This is a genomic window from Flavobacterium sp. 40-81, assembly GCF_001898245.1.
Classification (GTDB): Bacteria; Bacteroidota; Bacteroidia; order Flavobacteriales; family Flavobacteriaceae; genus Flavobacterium; species Flavobacterium inviolabile.
Genome location: NZ_MKTM01000031.1, coordinates 82856 through 101459 on the forward strand (window position 1 = coordinate 82856; position 18604 = coordinate 101459).

The 18604-nt window shown below is 39.1% G+C and carries 19 protein-coding genes; 12 read left to right on the top strand and 7 right to left on the bottom strand.

Annotation, left to right across the window (positions count from 1 at the left end):
- Nucleotides 1-15: 15 nt before the first annotated feature.
- Entirely contained in the window at nucleotides 16-738 is a 723-nt protein-coding gene (locus tag BGO42_RS11770) for a polyprenol monophosphomannose synthase (protein WP_273244479.1), read from the bottom strand.
- Between the two features lie 105 nt (nucleotides 739-843).
- Here BGO42_RS11770 and BGO42_RS11775 point away from each other — a divergent pair, with 105 nt between their 5' ends.
- Both BGO42_RS11775 and BGO42_RS11780 read left to right on the top strand, forming a co-directional pair.
- Entirely contained in the window at nucleotides 844-1509 is a 666-nt protein-coding gene (locus BGO42_RS11775) for a DUF4271 domain-containing protein (RefSeq protein ID WP_177730249.1), read from the top strand.
- Nucleotides 1510-1529: 20 nt separating this feature from the next.
- Nucleotides 1530-2288: a uroporphyrinogen-III synthase gene (locus tag BGO42_RS11780; RefSeq protein ID WP_177730251.1), complete on the top strand. Its 759-nt coding sequence runs from the start codon at nucleotides 1530-1532 to the stop codon at nucleotides 2286-2288.
- Nucleotides 2289-2384: 96 nt separating this feature from the next.
- Here BGO42_RS11780 and BGO42_RS11785 read toward each other — a convergent pair whose 3' ends face one another.
- The 3 genes from BGO42_RS11785 to BGO42_RS11795 all read right to left on the bottom strand — a co-directional run bounded on the left by BGO42_RS11785 (nucleotide 2385) and on the right by BGO42_RS11795 (nucleotide 5067).
- Nucleotides 2385-2675: a hypothetical protein gene (locus tag BGO42_RS11785; protein WP_273244475.1), complete on the bottom strand. Its 291-nt coding sequence runs from the start codon at nucleotides 2673-2675 to the stop codon at nucleotides 2385-2387.
- Between the two features lie 312 nt (nucleotides 2676-2987).
- Nucleotides 2988-4601 carry a phosphoenolpyruvate carboxykinase (ATP) gene (gene pckA, locus BGO42_RS11790; RefSeq protein ID WP_273244473.1) on the bottom strand — a complete coding sequence of 538 codons (1614 nt, stop codon included), beginning with the start codon at nucleotides 4599-4601 and terminating at the stop codon, nucleotides 2988-2990.
- 79 nt (nucleotides 4602-4680) lie between these two features.
- Nucleotides 4681-5067: a DUF423 domain-containing protein gene (locus BGO42_RS11795; RefSeq protein ID WP_273244471.1), complete on the bottom strand. Its 387-nt coding sequence runs from the start codon at nucleotides 5065-5067 to the stop codon at nucleotides 4681-4683.
- Nucleotides 5068-5195: 128 nt separating this feature from the next.
- Between BGO42_RS11795 and BGO42_RS11800 the strand changes: the two genes are divergently transcribed.
- Together BGO42_RS11800 and BGO42_RS11805 are read left to right on the top strand one after the other, a co-directional pair.
- Nucleotides 5196-6548, top strand: a complete 1353-nt coding sequence (locus tag BGO42_RS11800; protein ID WP_177730259.1) for a saccharopine dehydrogenase family protein — start codon at nucleotides 5196-5198, stop codon at nucleotides 6546-6548.
- Between the two features lie 87 nt (nucleotides 6549-6635).
- Complete coding sequence (locus BGO42_RS11805) at nucleotides 6636-7106, top strand: Lrp/AsnC family transcriptional regulator (protein ID WP_177730261.1); 471 nt, start codon at nucleotides 6636-6638, stop codon at nucleotides 7104-7106.
- A gap of 55 nt (nucleotides 7107-7161) precedes the next feature.
- On the opposite strand, the gene BGO42_RS11810 is transcribed toward BGO42_RS11805, so the two are convergent.
- Nucleotides 7162-7857 carry a zinc metallopeptidase gene (locus tag BGO42_RS11810; RefSeq protein ID WP_177730263.1) on the bottom strand — a complete coding sequence of 232 codons (696 nt, stop codon included), beginning with the start codon at nucleotides 7855-7857 and terminating at the stop codon, nucleotides 7162-7164.
- Nucleotides 7858-7955: 98 nt separating this feature from the next.
- Complete coding sequence (locus tag BGO42_RS11815; protein ID WP_273244468.1) at nucleotides 7956-10865, bottom strand: leucine--tRNA ligase; 2910 nt, start codon at nucleotides 10863-10865, stop codon at nucleotides 7956-7958.
- Between the two features lie 264 nt (nucleotides 10866-11129).
- Here BGO42_RS11815 and BGO42_RS11820 point away from each other — a divergent pair, with 264 nt between their 5' ends.
- Genes BGO42_RS11820 through truB form a run of 4 tightly spaced genes read left to right on the top strand, consistent with a single transcriptional unit; the run spans nucleotide 11130 to nucleotide 13812 of the window.
- Nucleotides 11130-12005 (top strand): cell division protein FtsX, encoded by an 876-nt coding sequence (locus BGO42_RS11820; RefSeq protein ID WP_177730267.1) that lies wholly within the window; start codon nucleotides 11130-11132, stop codon nucleotides 12003-12005.
- Between the two features lie 31 nt (nucleotides 12006-12036).
- Nucleotides 12037-12291 (top strand): DUF3098 domain-containing protein, encoded by a 255-nt coding sequence (locus BGO42_RS11825; protein ID WP_273244466.1) that lies wholly within the window; start codon nucleotides 12037-12039, stop codon nucleotides 12289-12291.
- 11 nt (nucleotides 12292-12302) lie between these two features.
- Nucleotides 12303-13112 carry an undecaprenyl-diphosphate phosphatase gene (locus BGO42_RS11830; protein ID WP_177730270.1) on the top strand — a complete coding sequence of 270 codons (810 nt, stop codon included), beginning with the start codon at nucleotides 12303-12305 and terminating at the stop codon, nucleotides 13110-13112.
- Nucleotides 13113-13122: 10 nt separating this feature from the next.
- Nucleotides 13123-13812, top strand: a complete 690-nt coding sequence (truB, locus tag BGO42_RS11835; protein WP_177736134.1) for a tRNA pseudouridine(55) synthase TruB — start codon at nucleotides 13123-13125, stop codon at nucleotides 13810-13812.
- Between the two features lie 83 nt (nucleotides 13813-13895).
- Here truB and BGO42_RS11840 read toward each other — a convergent pair whose 3' ends face one another.
- Nucleotides 13896-14495 carry a thioredoxin family protein gene (locus tag BGO42_RS11840; RefSeq protein WP_273244464.1) on the bottom strand — a complete coding sequence of 200 codons (600 nt, stop codon included), beginning with the start codon at nucleotides 14493-14495 and terminating at the stop codon, nucleotides 13896-13898.
- A gap of 108 nt (nucleotides 14496-14603) precedes the next feature.
- On the opposite strand from BGO42_RS11840, the gene BGO42_RS11845 reads away from it, so the two are divergent.
- From BGO42_RS11845 to asnS, 4 genes are all read left to right on the top strand, one after another.
- Nucleotides 14604-15383 carry a patatin-like phospholipase family protein gene (locus BGO42_RS11845; protein WP_177730274.1) on the top strand — a complete coding sequence of 260 codons (780 nt, stop codon included), beginning with the start codon at nucleotides 14604-14606 and terminating at the stop codon, nucleotides 15381-15383.
- 131 nt (nucleotides 15384-15514) lie between these two features.
- Entirely contained in the window at nucleotides 15515-16222 is a 708-nt protein-coding gene (gene pyrH / locus BGO42_RS11850) for a UMP kinase (protein WP_177730276.1), read from the top strand.
- Between the two features lie 24 nt (nucleotides 16223-16246).
- Nucleotides 16247-16810: a ribosome recycling factor gene (gene frr / locus BGO42_RS11855; protein ID WP_177730278.1), complete on the top strand. Its 564-nt coding sequence runs from the start codon at nucleotides 16247-16249 to the stop codon at nucleotides 16808-16810.
- Nucleotides 16811-16998: 188 nt separating this feature from the next.
- Complete coding sequence (asnS, locus tag BGO42_RS11860; RefSeq protein ID WP_177730280.1) at nucleotides 16999-18432, top strand: asparagine--tRNA ligase; 1434 nt, start codon at nucleotides 16999-17001, stop codon at nucleotides 18430-18432.
- Nucleotides 18433-18604: the final 172 nt, after the last annotated feature.

Below are 18604 nucleotides of genomic sequence, written 5' to 3' on the forward strand. Positions count from 1 at the left end.
TGTGAATCTTATCTCTTATAATCGGTTTATCATTTTTTTCAATCGCAATGTAATCACTCCGAATATTGCTTCTTTTATAATCGCATTACTCATTTTTGACTGTCCTTTTGTCCGGTCCGTAAAAATAATCGGCACTTCGACAATCTTCAGTTTTTTGACGAAAGTCCGGTATTTCATTTCAATCTGAAAAGCATACCCGACAAATTTAATTTTATCCAGGTTGATCTGCTCCAGAACCTGTTTTTTGTAACAGATAAAACCGGCGGTAGCATCGTGAATTTTCATTCCGGTAATGATATCCACATAAACAGAAGCAAAATAGGACATCAAAACACGGTTTAGCGGCCAGTTAACCACATTCACACCGGTTATATACCGCGATCCTATTGCCATATCCGCACCGGCAGCACAAGCCTCATACAAACGCTTTAAATCTTTAGGATTATGGGAGAAATCGGCATCCATTTCAAAAATGTATTCGTATCCTCTGTCCAGAGCCCATTTAAAACCATGTACATAAGCCGTTCCCAGTCCCGATTTTTTGAAGCGGTTTTCCAGATGCAGCAAACCCGGGTATTCCGATTGCAATTCGGCAACCTTACGGGCCGTTCCGTCCGGAGAATTATCATCGACCACAAGTATATGAAACGGGACATCCAATTCGAAAACAGCTCTCACGATATTTTCTATATTTTCAATCTCGTTATATGTTGGAATGACAACTACTCCTAAACTCATTTTTACTTAAATTTGCCTGCAAAAATAAACTATTTCTGATGGTTGTTTCATAATAAAAGTATAATAAAAATATTCCGTTTAAAAATTAGTACTTTTACAGGCGATATGATGGATTTAATATTTAACGAGAGAGTAGTTGAAAACAAAGACTGGGCAACAATTTTATTTGTTGTTTGCTTTGCTTTACTTGCAATTAATAAGGCCGTTTTTGAAGTTCGTTTTAACGAGTTCATCCGGCTCGGTATTTCCGATAAATACATAAAGATTTATAAGGACAGCGGCAACATGCAAAGCTGGTTCACCATCTCTATGTTTTTTGTCCAGCTGATTTCCTTTGCTTTTCTCATCCAGATTATCCTGAGCTATTACGGCCATACCACCAAGACCAACTGGATTTCCTACATACAGATTGTAACGCTTCTGGGCGTATTTATCCTTTCCAAATACCTGATTGAAAAGATCATCGCGACATCATTTAACATTGAGGAGTTCAACGAGCAATTTAATTTACAAAAAGTTAACTATCGAACCTACATCGGTTTACTCATTTTACCCATCAATTTATTCCTCTTTTACAACAATTTCCCATCAAAAAAACTAATATTAGGCGTTATTTCTATTATTTTAATAATAAACATAACAACTTATGTGTTTACATTGAAAATTTATCAAAATTTAATACTGGGCAAGCTGTTCTATTTTATTTTGTATCTTTGCACACTTGAAATAGCCCCCTATTATTTCATGTATTATTGGTTTACGAAAAGTTAGAGCATTACAATTATTTTAATATGAAAGTGAAAACAATCTTGGTCTCTCAACCAGAACCTAAAGTAGAAAATTCACCATACTTTGAGCTTCAACAGAAGCTGAAAATTAAAGTCGACTTTAGACCATTTATTCACGTAGAGGGCGTTCCTGCCAAAGAGGTTAGACAGCAAAAAATTGATTTAAACAATTATTCTGCCATCATTCTTACGAGTAAAAATTCGGTCGATCACTTTTTCAGAGTAGCGGAAGAAATGCGCTATAAGGTTCCGGAAGATTTAAAATATTTCTGCCAATCTGAAGCTATCGCTTTCTATCTGCAAAAATATGTAGTTTACAGAAAACGTAAAATTTATGTTGGTCAAAAAGACTTTGTTGATTTATCACCATTAATCAAAAAGTATAAAGACGAAAAATTCCTGTTACCGTCTTCCGATCAATTGAATGCTGATATCCCACAAACGCTGAACAGCTTAAAAGTTGACTGGATACCAGGAACATTCTACAGAACTGTAATGAGCGATTTATCGGACTTAAAAGACGTATATTACGATGTTTTAGCGTTCTTTAGTCCAACGGGAATTAAATCATTATTTAAAAACTTCCCGGACTTCCAGCAAAACAACACCCGGATTGCTGTTTTTGGAAGCACCACCCAAAAAGAAGCCCTGGAACACGGCCTACGGGTAGACATCATGGCTCCGACACCGGAAACACCATCGATGACCATGGCTTTAGAAAAATACATTGTTAAAGCCAACAAAGAATCAAAAGAGAAATAAACCTCAAATAAAAAAGCCTCCCAAATGGGAGGCTTTTTCTTTTTAAACTCTCAAAAAAACAAAATCGAATATAATTTACATTACCCGATAATTATCTTAAACACACACTGTATCACCAAGTGCAATCAGTGCGTTAATTGCTTTATCTCCTTTTTCGCCTGTAAAAATCTTGGCTAAGGTTAACAGTATTCTGGCTACAGGCCACCACGAACACCATTTCGACTGAAACCGCTCCACATTCGGAGTATCAAAATCACCCGATTTCCCGTTTGGAAAAATCCCGCCTACCGTATAATCCGATTCAATATGCCTGGCAATATCTCTTGCGTTTCTCATGCTTAACGAGTTCGCTTTTAATAATTCCAATTCACTTGCAGACAGTTTCATATACTTTATTTATATACTTTTTTAAAATGTATCCTTTTTATTCAAAAGCGAAATATTTTAATAGTTAACTGAATTTCAACACTATAGCCCCCTAAAATATTTATTCTTCAGCTAACTATTAAAATAAAATCTGTCTTTTTTAAAATCATTCTAATTTACAACAAAAATCAAAACAAATATTACGGTTTTTTTACATTTATGTTACGGATTCAATAAATAGTTAACACAACAAAAAACTAATCTTCAGGTAACATCAGCGCATAAAAAAAGCCATTCAAACGAATGGCTTTCAAAATATTATTGCAAATTTAATTATAACTGCGGACCCGCTTTAACTAAATTTTGTCCTTCTTCATTATCGGTATACTGAACAAAGTTTTTAACAAACAACTTCCCTAAGTCCGTCGCTTTGTTTGTCCATTCTGCAGCATCAGCATACGTATTTCTCGGATCAAGAATTTCGGTATTTACACCTTCCAGAGCTTTAGGAACTTCCAGGTTAAAGATCGGAACAAGCTGCGTTTCGGCTGTTTCAATAGAACCGTCAAGGATTCTGTCGATGATTGCACGGGTATCTTTAATAGAAATACGTTTTCCGGTTCCGTTCCATCCTGTATTTACCATATAGGCTGTAGCGTTATGCTCTTCCATCTTTTTAACCAGCTCTTCTCCGTATTTTGTCGGGTGCAAACATAAGAATGCTTTTCCGAAACAAGCAGAAAATGTAGGTTCCGGCTGTGTTACACCACGCTCAGTACCTGCTAATTTAGCGGTAAATCCGGATAGGAAGAAATATTTTGTCTGTTCCGGAGTCAGTTTAGATACCGGTGGCATTACTCCGAAAGCATCTGCTGTTAAGAAAATAACTTTTGAAGCATGACCAGCTTTAGAAACCGGTTTTACAATATTGTCAATATGATAAATCGGGTAAGAAACACGTGTGTTTTGTGTTACAGAACCATCTTTAAAGTCTATTGTTCCGTCGGCAGCAACCGTTACGTTTTCCAACAACGCATCTTTACGGATGGCATTGAAAATATCCGGCTCGTTTTCTTTACTTAAGTCAATTGTTTTAGCATAACAACCGCCTTCAAAATTGAAAACACCTTCATTGTCCCATCCGTGCTCATCGTCTCCGATTAATTCACGTTTAGGATCTGTTGATAACGTTGTTTTTCCTGTTCCGGATAATCCGAAGAAAACCGCAACATCACCATCTTTACCTTTATTAGCAGAACAGTGCATCGAAGCAATTCCCTGTAATGGTAAATAGTAGTTCATCATGGAGAATAATCCTTTTTTCATTTCTCCACCATACCAGGTTCCGCCGATTAACTGAATTTTTTCTGTTAAGTTGAATGCCACATAAACCTCAGAGTTCAATCCGTGAGCAGCATACTCTTTAAAATTTGTTTTAGAACCATTCATTACTACGAAATCAGGCTCTCCGAAGTTTTCCAGTTCTTCTTCTGTAGGACGGATAAACATGTTTTTCACAAAATGTGCCTGCCATGCCACTTCCATAATAAAACGCACTTTTAAACGCGTGTTTTCGTTAGCTCCACAGAAAGTATCCACTACATATAATTTTTTCCCGGAAAGCTGGTCAACCGTAGTTTTCTTTAAAGCATCCCAGGTTTCCTTTGTAATTGGCTTATTATCATTTACTGCTTTTTCTGATGTCCACCAAATAGTATCTTTTGTAATATCGTCTTTAACTATGTATTTATCCTTAGGGGATCTTCCTGTAAAAACACCCGTCATCACGTTAACAGCTCCCAGTTCCGTCAACTGCCCTTTCTCAAATCCCTCTAGCTCCGGATTCAATTCTTCATTATATAGGTAATCATACGATGGATTATAAATAATTTCAACCGTATTTTCGATACCGTATTTCTCTAATGAAATTGTATTAGTAACATTCATAACTTAAAAATGTGTTGTTTGTTATTTAAGAACGCAAAAGTAAAAATTTAATTTTATAATAATTTTTTTTTAATAAATATTATGCTTTTTTCCTGATTAGCTGTACAAAGAGTATTCCCCATGCCAATATCAGTAAAAGACCACCAACAGGCGTAATAGGTCCCAGCACCTTAAAATCGCAGCCCGTTACAGCCTTTGTTGCCAACAGGTAAATGGATCCTGAAAAAAATAACACTCCCGTAACCACCAAATAGAAGATTGTTTTTTTAGCTTTTTCCGTAAGCATGGCCGTGGTACCCACAAATAATAAAAACAAGGCATGATACATCTGGTATTTTACTCCTGTTTCAAAAATGGCCAGCTGCGCTTCATCCAGAACCTGTTTTAATCCGTGAGCGCCAAAAGCACCCAATATTATCGCAACAGCTCCCATGATAGCTGCTACTCCGGCTATTTTTCTATCCATATTTTCAAAATTATGCTCAAAGTTACTATTATTTTAAAAAGTTAAATAATGATATTAATCATCTTTTATGTTTTTAAAGAATATAACAAATTCCTATTTTCGTAGACTTTTTAAAACAAACAACTAAAATGAGACATATTTTAATCATCGGAGCCGGTCGCTCGGCTTCGTCGCTCATTAAATATTTATTAGATAAATCGGAACAGGAAAATTTACATTTAACCATAGGCGATTTATCATTGGAATTAGCTCAAAAGAAAACCAATAATCACCCAAGAGCAACGGCTATTGCTTTTGACATGTTTGATGATGCGCAGCGTAAAACCGAAATCCAGAAAGCAGACATCGTAATTTCCATGTTGCCGGCTTACCTGCACATTGAAGTTGCCAAAGATTGTATTGCCTATAAAAAACACATGGTAACCGCTTCTTATATTTCGGATGCCATGCAGGAACTGAACGAAGCCGCCATTGCCAACAATCTTGTGTTTATGAATGAGATCGGACTGGATCCGGGTATCGACCACATGAGTGCCATGAAGGTTTTGGATGAAATTCGCGGAGAAGGCGGAAAAATAATCCTGTTCGAATCTTTCTGCGGCGGATTAGTTGCCCCGGAATCCGATAACAATTTATGGAATTATAAGTTTACATGGAATCCCCGTAATGTTGTTTTAGCCGGACAGGGCGGCGCCGCTAAATTCATCCAGGAAGGAACCTACAAATACATTCCGTACCACAAACTGTTCCGAAGAACAGAGTTCCTGGAAGTGGAAGGTTACGGCCGTTTTGAAGGTTATGCAAACCGTGATTCCCTTAAATACAGAAGTGTTTACGGTTTAGACAATGCCTTAACCGTTTTTAGAGGTACCATTCGCCGTGTAGGCTATTCCAGAGCCTGGGATATGTTTGTACAATTGGGTATGACAGACGACTCATACACTATTGACAATACCGAAACCATGAGCTATCGGGAGTTTGTAAATTTGTTTTTACCATATCACCCGACAGATTCTGTTGAGATCAAACTTCGCCATGTCCTTAAAATCGACCAGGACGATGTTGTATGGGATAAATTATTAGAACTGGACCTGTTTAACGCCAATAAAATTATCGGCCTTAAAAACGCCACTCCGGCGCAAATCCTTGAAAAGATCCTGACGGACAGCTGGACTTTAGCACCGGATGATAAAGACATGATTGTCATGTATCACAAAATCGGTTATGAGGTAAACGGCGAAAAGAAACAGATTGACGCTACTATGGTTTGCATCGGCGACGACCAGACTTATACTTCAATGGCAAAAACCGTAGGACTGCCGGTTGCTATGGCAACGCTTCAGATCCTGAACGGCAATATTAAAACGCCGGGTGTACAGCTTCCGATCAACAAAGAAGTATACCTTCCTATACTGAAAGAACTGGAAGAATACGGTGTGATTTTTAAAGAAAAAGAAGTAGCCTACAAAGGATACAAATAAAAACAAAAAAGGCTGATTGTAACAAATCAGCCTTTTTTACTTTAATAAAGCATTTCATTTTGTAACTTTAACTTCAAATTATTACCGATGAAGATAAATTCCTTACAAATTGAAATGGACGGAATCGACAAGGAAATCCTCCGTTACCTGATGGAAGATGCCCGGAAACCGATTTTACAGATTGCCAACAAAATTGGTATTTCCGGTGCGGCCATACACCAGCGGCTGCGAAAACTGGAACAGGCCGGTGTGATTACCGGTTCCCGTTTTACCGTTAGTCCGAAAATTTTAGGCTACAGTACGATGGCATTTGTTGGTATTTACCTGGATAAAGCTTCCCGGAATCCGGAAGCTGTAAGGGAATTAAAAAAAATACCGGAAGTACTGGAATGCCATTATACAACCGGAAACTGGAGCATTTTAATCAAACTGATCTGCCATGACAACGAGCATTTAATGCAGTTGCTCAACAAAAAGATACAGGCAATTGAGGGTGTTTCCCGTACGGAAACATTCATTTCATTAGACCAGCAGATCGAACGGCAGATTCAATTATAACCATAAAAAAATCCGGTACTTGCGCACCGGATTTTTTTTACTTTATATTTTCAGTTTAATCTCTTCTTCCAAAAACCTGGAAAGCCCAGTATACTAAGGATGCCAAAGCACCAATTGCAGCTACCACATAGGTTCTTGCTGCCCATTTCAAGGCATCTTCCGCTCCGGCATATTCCTGCTGGCTCAGCATGTTCTTATTTTTCAGCCATGCTAAAGCACGGTTACTGGCATCATATTCGACCGGCAAGGTGACAAAACTAAAAACAGTGGCTACACCCATTAACACCAAACCTAATATGGCAATATAAAATCCGAAACCAACTTTTGCCGCAGCGCCTAAAATCAAACCACCAACCACTAACCATTGTGACATACCCGAGGTAACACTCACCATTGGTACCATTTTGGAACGCATTTGCAGCATTCCGTAAGCGGTGGCGTGCTGAACAGCGTGTCCGCATTCGTGTGCCGCTACTGCCGCTGCCGCTGCATTTCTTTCATTGTATACCGCCTCACTTAAGTTAACCGTTTTATCTACCGGATTATAGTGATCCGTCAGTCTTCCGGGAGTCGAAATAACCTTTACATCATAAATTCCGTTATCGGCAAGCATTTTCTCGGCTATTTCCGCTCCGGACATTCCGTTGCGCAAATGCACCTTTGAATATTCTTCAAACTTGCTCTTTAATTTGTGGCTTACAATCCAGCTTACTAAAGCAATTCCTCCTAATAAAATATAATATCCTAACATCGTTTTTACTTTTTAGTTTTCTAAAATTACTAAAACAACATCAAATTACAAGCCAATTAGGACTCTCTTAACAGAATCTGCAATTTTGTCAGTCCGGTTTATCCTACTAAATTGATGATTTTTCCGGGAACAATAATCACTTTTTTCGGTGCATTTCCGTTTAATTGTGCTTTTGTTCTTTCGTCTTCCATCACAATTTTCTCAATTTCTTCTGCTGTTAAATCCATGGGCAGTTCAATTTTGAAACGCATTTTTCCATTAAAAGAAACCGGGTATTCCTTACTGCTTTCTACCAGGTGCTGCGCATCAAATACCGGGAAAGGTACTTTTGAAACGGAACCTTCGTTCCCCAAGGCACTCCATAATTCTTCTGCGATATGCGGAGCATACGGAGAAATCAAAACCGCCAATGGTTCCAGGATCGCTCTTTCATTGCATTTTGCCGCCGATAATTCATTTACCGCGATCATAAATCCGGAAACCGAAGTATTGAACGAGAAGTTCTCTATATCTTCCTGTACTTTCTTAATCGTTTTATGCAACGTTTTTAAGGCTTCTTTGCCTGGCTCGTTATCCGTAACGATCAAGCCGTTATCGTCAAAATACAAACGCCATAGTTTTTTCAGGAATCCTGACACTCCGGTAATTCCGGCTGTATTCCATGGTTTTGCCTGCTCTAACGGTCCTAAGAACATTTCATACAAACGCAACGTATCGGCTCCGTACTGTTCACAGATATCATCCGGGTTTACGACGTTGTATTTTGATTTGGACATTTTTTCCACCTCACGACCTACGATATATTTACCGTTTTCATCTGTAATAAAAACAGCATTGGTATAATCCTGAGATAACGGGTGTTTTTTAAATGCTTCCACATCCAGTTCGTCTGAAGCATTTACCAGATTAACATCGGCATGTATTTTTAGTACCGGAATAAAATCCGCTTCATTATTGGTAACAACATATTTTTTCGATTCCTCATTATAAGCCACCAATACCCCTAACTGTCCGTTAATTTCTTTTGTCAGGTTTTTTGAAGCAAATAAAATATCGGAAACGATATTGAATCGGTATACAAATGCGCTTGTTCCTAAAATCATTCCCTGATTAATCAGTTTTTTGAACGGTTCTTCGGTTGGCGCCAATCCTTTATCTTTTAAGAATTTGTTCCAGAAACGGGAATATAGCAAGTGGCCGGTAGCGTGTTCGCTTCCGCCGATATACAAGTCTACATTTTCCCAATATTTCAAAGCTTCTTCCGAAGCAAATGCTTCTGCATTATGAGCGTCCATATAACGCATCCAGTACCAGGAGCTTCCCGCCCAGCCCGGCATTGTATTTAATTCCAACGGAAATACCGTCACCTGATCGATCCGGTCATTGCTCACTACCTGGTTGTTTTGCGTATCCCAGGCCCAAACCGTTGCATTTCCTAACGGCGGCTGTCCGTCTTCTGTTGGCAGGTATTTTTCCACCTCCGGCAATACGATCGGCAGGTATTGTGCTTCGATCATTTGCGGCAGGTCGTTTACATAATATACCGGGAACGGTTCTCCCCAATAACGTTGTCTGGAGAATACCGCATCACGCAAACGGTAGTTGGTCTTTCCGTTTCCTTGTCCTAATTTTTCAAGGGCTTCAATTGCTTTTTTTGTAGCTTCTTTATAATTCAGTCCGTTTAAGAAATCGGAATTACCAATGATGGTTTTTTCTTTATCGGCAAAAGCTTCTTCCGAAATATCCACTCCTTCAAAAATATTCTGAATCGGAATATTAAAATGTTTGGCAAAGGCATAATCTCTTTCATCACCGCAAGGCACTGCCATAACAGCTCCGGTTCCGTATCCTGCCAATACATAATCCCCTATCCACACCGGAATCGGTTCTTTGGTAAAAGGATGTTCTGCATACGCTCCTGTAAAAACACCGGAAATGGTTTTCACATCTGCCATACGCTCTCTTTCACTTCGTTTTGCCGTAGCCGTAACATACGCCTCCACAGCTTCTTTTTGTTCCGGAGTAGTGATCTTAGCCACCAATTCGTGTTCCGGCGCCAAAGTCATAAAAGTTACTCCGAAAATCGTATCGGGACGGGTCGTGAATACTTCCACAACCGCATCATGGTCATTCAGGTTAAATGTAACAGAAGCTCCAACGGATTTCCCAATCCAGTTACGCTGGCTTTCCTTGATACTTTCACTCCAGTCGATGGTTTCCAATCCCTGTAGCAAACGCTCTGCATAGGCAGAAATGCGCATACTCCATTGTGTCATCTTTTTACGGATAACCGGGTGTCCGCCACGTTCGGAAACACCGTTTATAATTTCATCATTTGCCAATACCGTCCCCAAAGCCGGACACCAGTTTACTTCGGTTTCTGCCAGATAGGTCAACCGGTACTGCAACAATATCTTTTCTTTTTCTTCTTTGGTAAAGACATTCCACTGCGCTGCCGAAAACGGCGCTATATTCTCGTCACAAACCGCATTTACGCCGGCATTGCCTTCTTTTTCAAAAACAGCTGTCAAAGTAGCGATATCTTCCGCTTTGTCGGTATCGATATTGTACCAGGAGTTAAACAATTGGATAAAAATCCATTGTGTCCATTTGTAATAATCCGGATTTGACGTGCGCACTTCTCTGCTCCAGTCGAATGAAAAGCCTATTTTATCCAATTGCTCGCGGTAACGGGCAATGTTTTCTTTTGTTGTTTTTTCAGGATGCTGACCGGTTTGAATGGCATATTGTTCTGCCGGTAATCCGAAACTGTCGTATCCCTGCGGATGCAGTACGTTAAATCCTTTATGACGTTTGTATCGCGCATAAATATCTGAAGCGATATAGCCCAGCGGATGCCCTACATGCAGTCCTGCTCCCGACGGGTAAGGAAACATGTCTAATACGAAATATTTAGGCTTAGACGAATTATTTTCTGCTTTAAAGGTTTGGTCTTCCGACCAAAATTTCTGCCACTTGGCTTCAATTTCATTTGGATTGTACTTCATTGCTCTGAATTCTATGTTACCGGAAATTGCGTTCCTGTATGTTTTCTACTAATTTATCGTGAATCGTTCCGTTTCCACGCATCAAAAGATACTGAAAAACCGGTGTGGATTGCCAAAAAATCCCAAAACGATTCGTTTCCCAATCAAAAAACCTTCTTTTTGGGCAGGCAAATTTACATTATATTATAAGAAAGTTAAAACTTTGGACGTTATAAACCCTAAAAACAATTTTCTTTATTATTTTTACGGCTTAAATCAGATTCTATGGCTTCATCTTTTGAAAAGTATCAAAAACGCAAACTTATTTCCTCCTATTTTTCGGTTATTTTGAGTATTTTCCTGGTGCTGTTCCTTTTGGGCGCTTTAGGGCTTTTTGTTATTAATTCTGGAAAGATTTCAAACGATTTTAAAGAAAACATTCCGATGTCTGTTTACTTTAACAGTGAGGCCAACGACAGTATTCTGAAAGCATTCGGAACACAACTGGTTGCTTCCAATTATGTAAAGGATCACACTTTTGTTTCCAAAGACGATGCAGCAAAAAAACACAAAGATATCATCGGTGAGGATTTTATGGAGTTCTTAGGATTCAATCCGCTTCAAAATTCTTATGACATTCACCTGAAAGGGGATTATGTTGTTTCCGACAGTATTAAAGAAATTGAAAGCAATATTCGTAAAAACCCTATGGTTACAGAGGTTATTTACGACAAACAACTGGTTGATCTGGTAAATGAGAACGTAAAGAAAATTACGTTTTGGATTTTAATCGTAAGTGCCGTACTGGCTTTGGTAGCAATGTTGTTAATCAACAGCTCACTGCGTTTATCGATTCATTCCAACCGTTTTATCATCAAAACCATGCAAATGGTCGGGGCAACAAAATCGTTTATCCGCAAACCGTTTATCTGGAGAAGCATCAAACTGGGACTAATTGGTTCCGGACTGGCTATTATTGCTTTAATCGGACTGGTTTTCTATGTAGACGGTCTGTTTCCTAGTTTAGGTATTGCAACCGATTATCTTTCTATTGGTATTGTACTGGCAGCCGTATTGCTGGTAGGCATTATCATTACCTGGATCAGCACCTTCTTTGCGACCCAGCGCTTTTTAAATTTAAGAACAGACGATTTATATTAAGAATCTAAAATAATAGTAAGAACACGATACAATGGAGAACGAAAACAAACACAAACACGACTTTCTTTTTGAAAGCGTTAATTACAAAATCCTTTTTATAGGTCTTGGTGTTATTGCCTTAGGTTTTTTATTAATGTCGGGTGGCGGCAGTACCGACCCGAACGTATTTAGTGAAGATATCTTCAATTTCAGAAGAATCAAACTGGCACCGACCATCGTTTTAATCGGTTTTGGAATTACGATTTATTCGATTATCAAAAACCCTAAAAAAGATACTAAAGCCTAGTACCCGTTTCAATGGATTTATTACAAGCCCTTATTCTTGCCGTTATTGAAGGCTTAACAGAATATTTACCTGTTTCTTCAACCGGCCACATGATTTTTGCCAGTTCTTATTTTGACATTCAAAATGACGATTTTGTAAAACTATTCCAGGTTTCCATTCAGTTCGGAGCTATCCTTGCCGTTGTGGCGTTATACTGGAAAAAGTTTTTCGATTTCTCCAAATTCAATTTCTATATCAAATTAGCCTGCGCCGTAGTACCGGCTTTGATTTTAGGCAAAATTTTTGACGACATGATCGATGCCGTATTGGGAAAACCTATTCCGATCGCGATTGTATTGATCTTAGGCGGTGTTATTTTGTTATTTGTGGACAATTTTTTCAAAAACCCGACGATTCACAAAGAAGAAGATATTTCCATTAAGAGAGCCGTGATTATCGGATTCTGGCAGTGTCTGGCAATGATGCCAGGAACAAGCCGTTCTGCCGCTTCTATTATTGGTGGTATGCAGCAGGGCTTAACCCGCCAGGCTGCCGCTGAATTCTCTTTCTTTTTAGCCGTTCCCACGATGCTTGCCGTTACTGTATATTCGCTGTTTTTAAAAACGTATGAAGTTTCCCAGTTGAAAGGATACGAACTTTTACTGCAATCCGGCGACAATATCAAATTGTTCCTTATCGGTAATGTAGTTGCCTTTATTGTGGCGGTTATCGCTATTAAATTTTTTATCGGCGTGGTTAAAAAATACGGTTTCCGTCCGTGGGGATATTACCGTATTATTGCCGGAACAGCTCTTCTGATTTACTTTACCTATATTAAATAATTACACTTTGATTACAGCCGAAGATTTCCAAACGGGACAAGTTTTACTGATTGACAAACCTTTGCAATGGTCGTCGTTTCAAGCCGTGAATAAGATTAAATGGTCCCTGAAGAAACACCTGGGATTAAAGAAAATCAAAGTAGGACATGCCGGGACTTTAGATCCGCTGGCATCCGGTTTACTGATTGTGTGCACCGGTAAATTCACAAAGCGCATCCCGGAATTACAGGGAATGATCAAAGAATATACCGGAACTTTTCACCTGGGCGCGACAACACCTTCGTATGATCTGGAAACGGAAATCGATGCTGTTTTCCCGACCGGACACATCACCGAAGAACTGATCTACAAAACAGTAGCATCCTTTTTAGGTGAAATCGACCAGAAACCACCCATTTTTTCCGCTATTAAAAAAGACGGCAAACGATTGTATGAACATGCCCGAAAAGGCGAAGAAATAGAAATCCAGGCCCGAAAAACCGTTATCCATGAATTTGAAATTACCCGCATTGCTTTACCGGAAGTAGATTTCAGAGTGGTTTGCAGTAAAGGGACCTACATCCGTTCTCTTGCCTACGATTATGGTCTGGCTTTACAGTCGGGTGCACACTTAACCGCTTTGCGCCGTACTAAAATCGGAGATTATGCTGTTGACAATGCCATGCTGGTTACCGACTTTGAAGATTCGGTAACGCCTTAAACCACATACCAGACAAGAGGTCACAAAAAAGACGGCATTAGCTATCCCAATACCGCCTTTATAAAATCAGATACGATTTTCAATTACAAACCTTCCATCACACCAAGCAGTTCCTGTTGTGTCGAAAGTCCTTTGTCTTTCAGGTACCACATTTGCAGGTCCGTCTTCGCCGTTTCATCAACAACACCGTGTGCTGCTTTGTAATCCAGTATTAATTGTTTGGCTCCCTGTGGCCGCGGACCCCAATCGGCCAGTATTTCTTTAGTATCGGCATCCAGAACAATCACTTTTGGAATAGCCCTTCCTCCGTTTGTTAAAAAGTGCTGCATCAATTCCTCATTTTCATCTCTGAAAACAAGTTGCAGTGTTATATTTTCTGCAGATTCATCCATTTTATGCAAGATCGGCAAGATCTGCGCCGCATCGCCGCACCAGCCTTCCGAAAGCACCAGCCAGATATATTTTTTACGGATAGCCGCCAAACCTTCCTGTATGTTTTGCGGCACCGCAATTGTTTTATCCAGACGATTCATCCGGGTTTCATTCAATTCACTGTAATGCAATAAATCATCAGACTGTTCATTACCCGTCGATTTCCCCTCTTTCAGTAATTTTGTCACCAAGCTTCTGTATTCCTGATAAGTATAACTTCTTTTCAGGCTGTCTTCGATATAATTTTCCATTTTCTATTTATTATACTGTGCAAATTTAGCGCAAAAAACAGGATTAAAAAGTAACAAAAGTCACAATCCAATGGACAAAAAGTGTAACTTTATCTTTTTACAGTACAAATGGATTTACAAACAAAATCAATAGGTTTAATTCTTTCCGGCGGCGGCACAAAAGGATTAGCACATGCCGGAGCCATTAAATTTTTAGAAGAAAAAAATATCCGCCCTGTTCATATTGCCGGTACCAGTGCCGGATCCATCATAGGTGCTTTATATGCCTGGGGAAAATCGCCTGATCAGATTCTGGAATTCTTCAAATCCATTTACTTTTTCCACTGGAAACATTTTACACTCAAAAAAGCCGGCTTAATTGATTCGGAATCTTTTAAAAAATATTTTACCTCAATTTTTGAAGACGCAACTTTGGGCGACCTCAAAATACACACCCATATTACTGCAACCGATATGGTAAAAGGGAAGCTGAAAATTTTCAGCCCGGAAACCAAGATCGTTGATGCCATTTTAGCCTCATCCTCTTTTCCCGGTGTTATGTCGCCTTATGAGATAAAAGGACGCATTTATAGTGACGGCGGTATCCTGAATCACTTTCCGACCGATATTTTACAAGGCCGCTGCGACACCTTAATCGGTGTGTATGTAAGTCCTATCCAGAAAATAGAGGCCAGGGATCTTACTTCCATAAAAGCGGTAACAACCAGAGCTTTCGATTTGCTTTCTGCAAATTCCAACATGCAGAAATTCAATAACTGCGATTGGGTGATCGAGCCGGAAGAACTATCCATTTACAGCACTTTTGAAACCAACAAACTGCGAATGGAATCTATTTTCAATATTGGCTATGAGGCTGCCAGAAAGTCCTATCTGGAGCTCAAATTATAAATAACACCCCGTTCCGCTGCGTATGCATTTGCCTGTTAACCAAAAGTATTGCTTTGTTTAAGAAATATTTACGGAGTTAGTTTTAAAAAAACAGATAATAACTATATTTGCACCACTAAACAAAACTTGCAATGAAATACAAAAGAATCCTTCTAAAATTAAGCGGTGAAGCTTTAATGGGTGAAAGACAATATGGAATTGACCCTAAAAGATTAGCCGAATATGCAGCTGAAATAAAAGAAATCCATGACAAAGGTGTTGAAATCGCTATTGTTATTGGAGGTGGAAATATTTTTAGAGGTGTAGCCGGAGCGAGTAATGGAATGGATCGTGTTCAGGGAGATTATATGGGAATGCTTGCTACCGTAATTAACGGTATGGCATTACAGGGTGCTTTGGAAGAAGCCGGTATGCAGACCCGTTTGCAGACTGCTTTAAAAATTGAAGCCATTGCAGAACCATATATCAAAAGAAGAGCTGTTCGCCACCTGGAAAAAGGAAGAATTGTTATCTTCGGAGCCGGAACCGGAAATCCTTATTTTACAACCGATACGGCAGCAGTTTTAAGAGGTGTTGAAATCAATGCCGATGTAATCTTAAAAGGTACGCGTGTTGACGGTGTTTACACTGCCGATCCGGAAAAAGATGCTACGGCTGTAAAATATGATTCGATCACTTTCGAAGATGTATTGAAAAAAGGACTTAATGTAATGGACACAACCGCCTTCACTTTAAGTCAGGAAAACGAATTACCAATCATTGTTTTCGATATGAACAAAGAAGGTAATTTATTAAAAGTGTGCGAAGGCGCAACAGTTGGAACAACAGTAAATATTTAATTTTGAATCATAAAAATTAGTATCATGACGGAAGAAATTAATTTTATTTTAGATAGCACAAAAGAATCCATGAACGGTTCTTTATCGCACTTGGAGAAAGAATTCCTGAACATTCGTGCCGGAAAAGCGACACCACAAATGCTTGGTGGTGTTTTTGTAGATTACTACGGTTCTCAAACGCCGCTTTCTCAGGTTGCAAACGTTAACACGCCCGATGCCAGAACGATTACCGTTACGCCATGGGAAAAAAGTATGTTACAACCTATCGAAAAAGCAATCATGATTGCTAATCTTGGTTTTAACCCGATGAACAATGGTGACAACATCATCATTAGTGTTCCGCCATTAACAGAAGAACGTCGTCGCGACCTTGTTAAACAGGCAAAATCGGAAGCAGAAGATGCCAAAATCAGTATCCGTAACGTACGTAAGGATGCCAATACCGATATCAAGAAATTAGAAAAAGACGGAACTTCTGAGGACATTTGTAAAACTGCCGAAGAAGACGTTCAGAAACTAACCGATATCTTTATCAAAAAAATCGATGAGCTTTTGGCCGGTAAGGAAGCCGAGATCATGAAAGTATAAGTCAAAAAATCCGCTGAATCAGCGGATTTTTTTATTTCCCCACACAGCATTCCGCTACTCCGCTTTACAGTCCGAATCAATTCCCGCTTTAAATTAGCTTTATTGCTATCTTTTTGACATGCTTTTTATTACCTTTGCGGGCATTAAAAACTTTATATTCACTAAAAATCAATATAAAAATCATTACAATGAAGCACACTAAAGTTAAAGACCTACTAAACGGTACAAAGACATTGCATGAAGTAAAAGCAAAAGGTTGGGTTAGAACATTTAGAAATAATCAGTTTATCGCGTTGAATGACGGTTCTACGATAAATAATATTCAGTGTGTTGTTGATTTTGAAAATACTCCGGAAGAGACTTTAAAAAGAATCACCACCGGTGCTGCTGTCAGCCTTACAGGAACTTTGGTAGAAAGCAAAGGAGCCGGACAGACAGTAGAAATCCAGGTTACCAAATTGGAAATATTAGGCGATTCCGATCCGGAAAAATATCCGATGCAGCCTAAAAAGCACTCTTTGGAGTTTTTACGTGAGAATGCTCACTTAAGAATCCGTACGAATGCTTTCGGAGCTATCATGCGTGTCCGTTCGACATTAGCATTTGCAGTGCACCAGTATTTCCAGGAAAACGGTTTCTTTTATGTAAATACACCAATCATCACCGGTTCGGATGCTGAAGGAGCCGGAGAAATGTTTAGAGTAACAACGTTACCATTTGACGGTACCCCGCGAACAGAAGACGGAAAAATAAACCATAAGGAAGATTTCTTTGGAAAAGAAACCAACTTAACCGTTTCCGGACAGCTGGAAGGAGAAACGTATGCTATGGCCCTGGGTCAGATTTATACTTTCGGACCTACTTTCAGAGCGGAAAACTCGAATACTTCCCGTCACTTAGCTGAGTTCTGGATGATCGAGCCTGAAGTTGCCTTTAACAATCTGGCAGACAACATGGATTTAGCCGAAGACTTTATCAAATATGTAATTAAATACACGGTTGACAAGTGTGGCGACGATTTAAAATTCCTGGAGCAGCGTTTGCTTGATGAAGAGAAATCAAAACCTCAGGCGGAAAGAAGCGAAATGAGTTTATTAGAAAAACTCAACTTCGTGATGGACAACAACTTTAAACGCGTTAGCTATACCGAAGCTATTGACATTTTAAAGAGCTCCAAACCAAACAAGAACAAAAAATTCAATTATATCATTGACGAATGGGGAGCTGACCTGCAAAGTGAGCACGAAAGATTCCTTGTTGAAAAACACTTTAAATGCCCGGTAATCCTATTTGATTATCCTGCAAAAATAAAAGCGTTCTACATGCGTTTAAATGAAGACGGACAAACGGTACGTGCGATGGATATCCTTTTCCCTGGAATTGGCGAAATCGTAGGTGGTTCTCAAAGAGAAGAGCGTTTGGATGTATTGCAACAAAAAATCGCCGATTTAGGAATCGATGAAAAAGAATTATGGTGGTACCTTGACACAAGACGTTTCGGAAGTGCTGTTCACAGCGGTTTCGGACTTGGTTTTGAAAGACTGGTATTGTTCGTAACCGGAATGACAAACATCCGTGACGTAATTCCTTTCCCTAGAACTCCTCAAAACGCAGAATTCTAATCCAGAATTTGTGAATTTGGTTATGGTTTAAATCAGGATAAGAAAATTATAGCTTTCTTATCCTGATTATATCACTAAAGAAGACGTGACCTTTGCTGAAAATTTTTTATTTTTGAATATACATTTCATCAGGTTCAATCATTACGTTATTCAGAAATGACAAATAACCAAA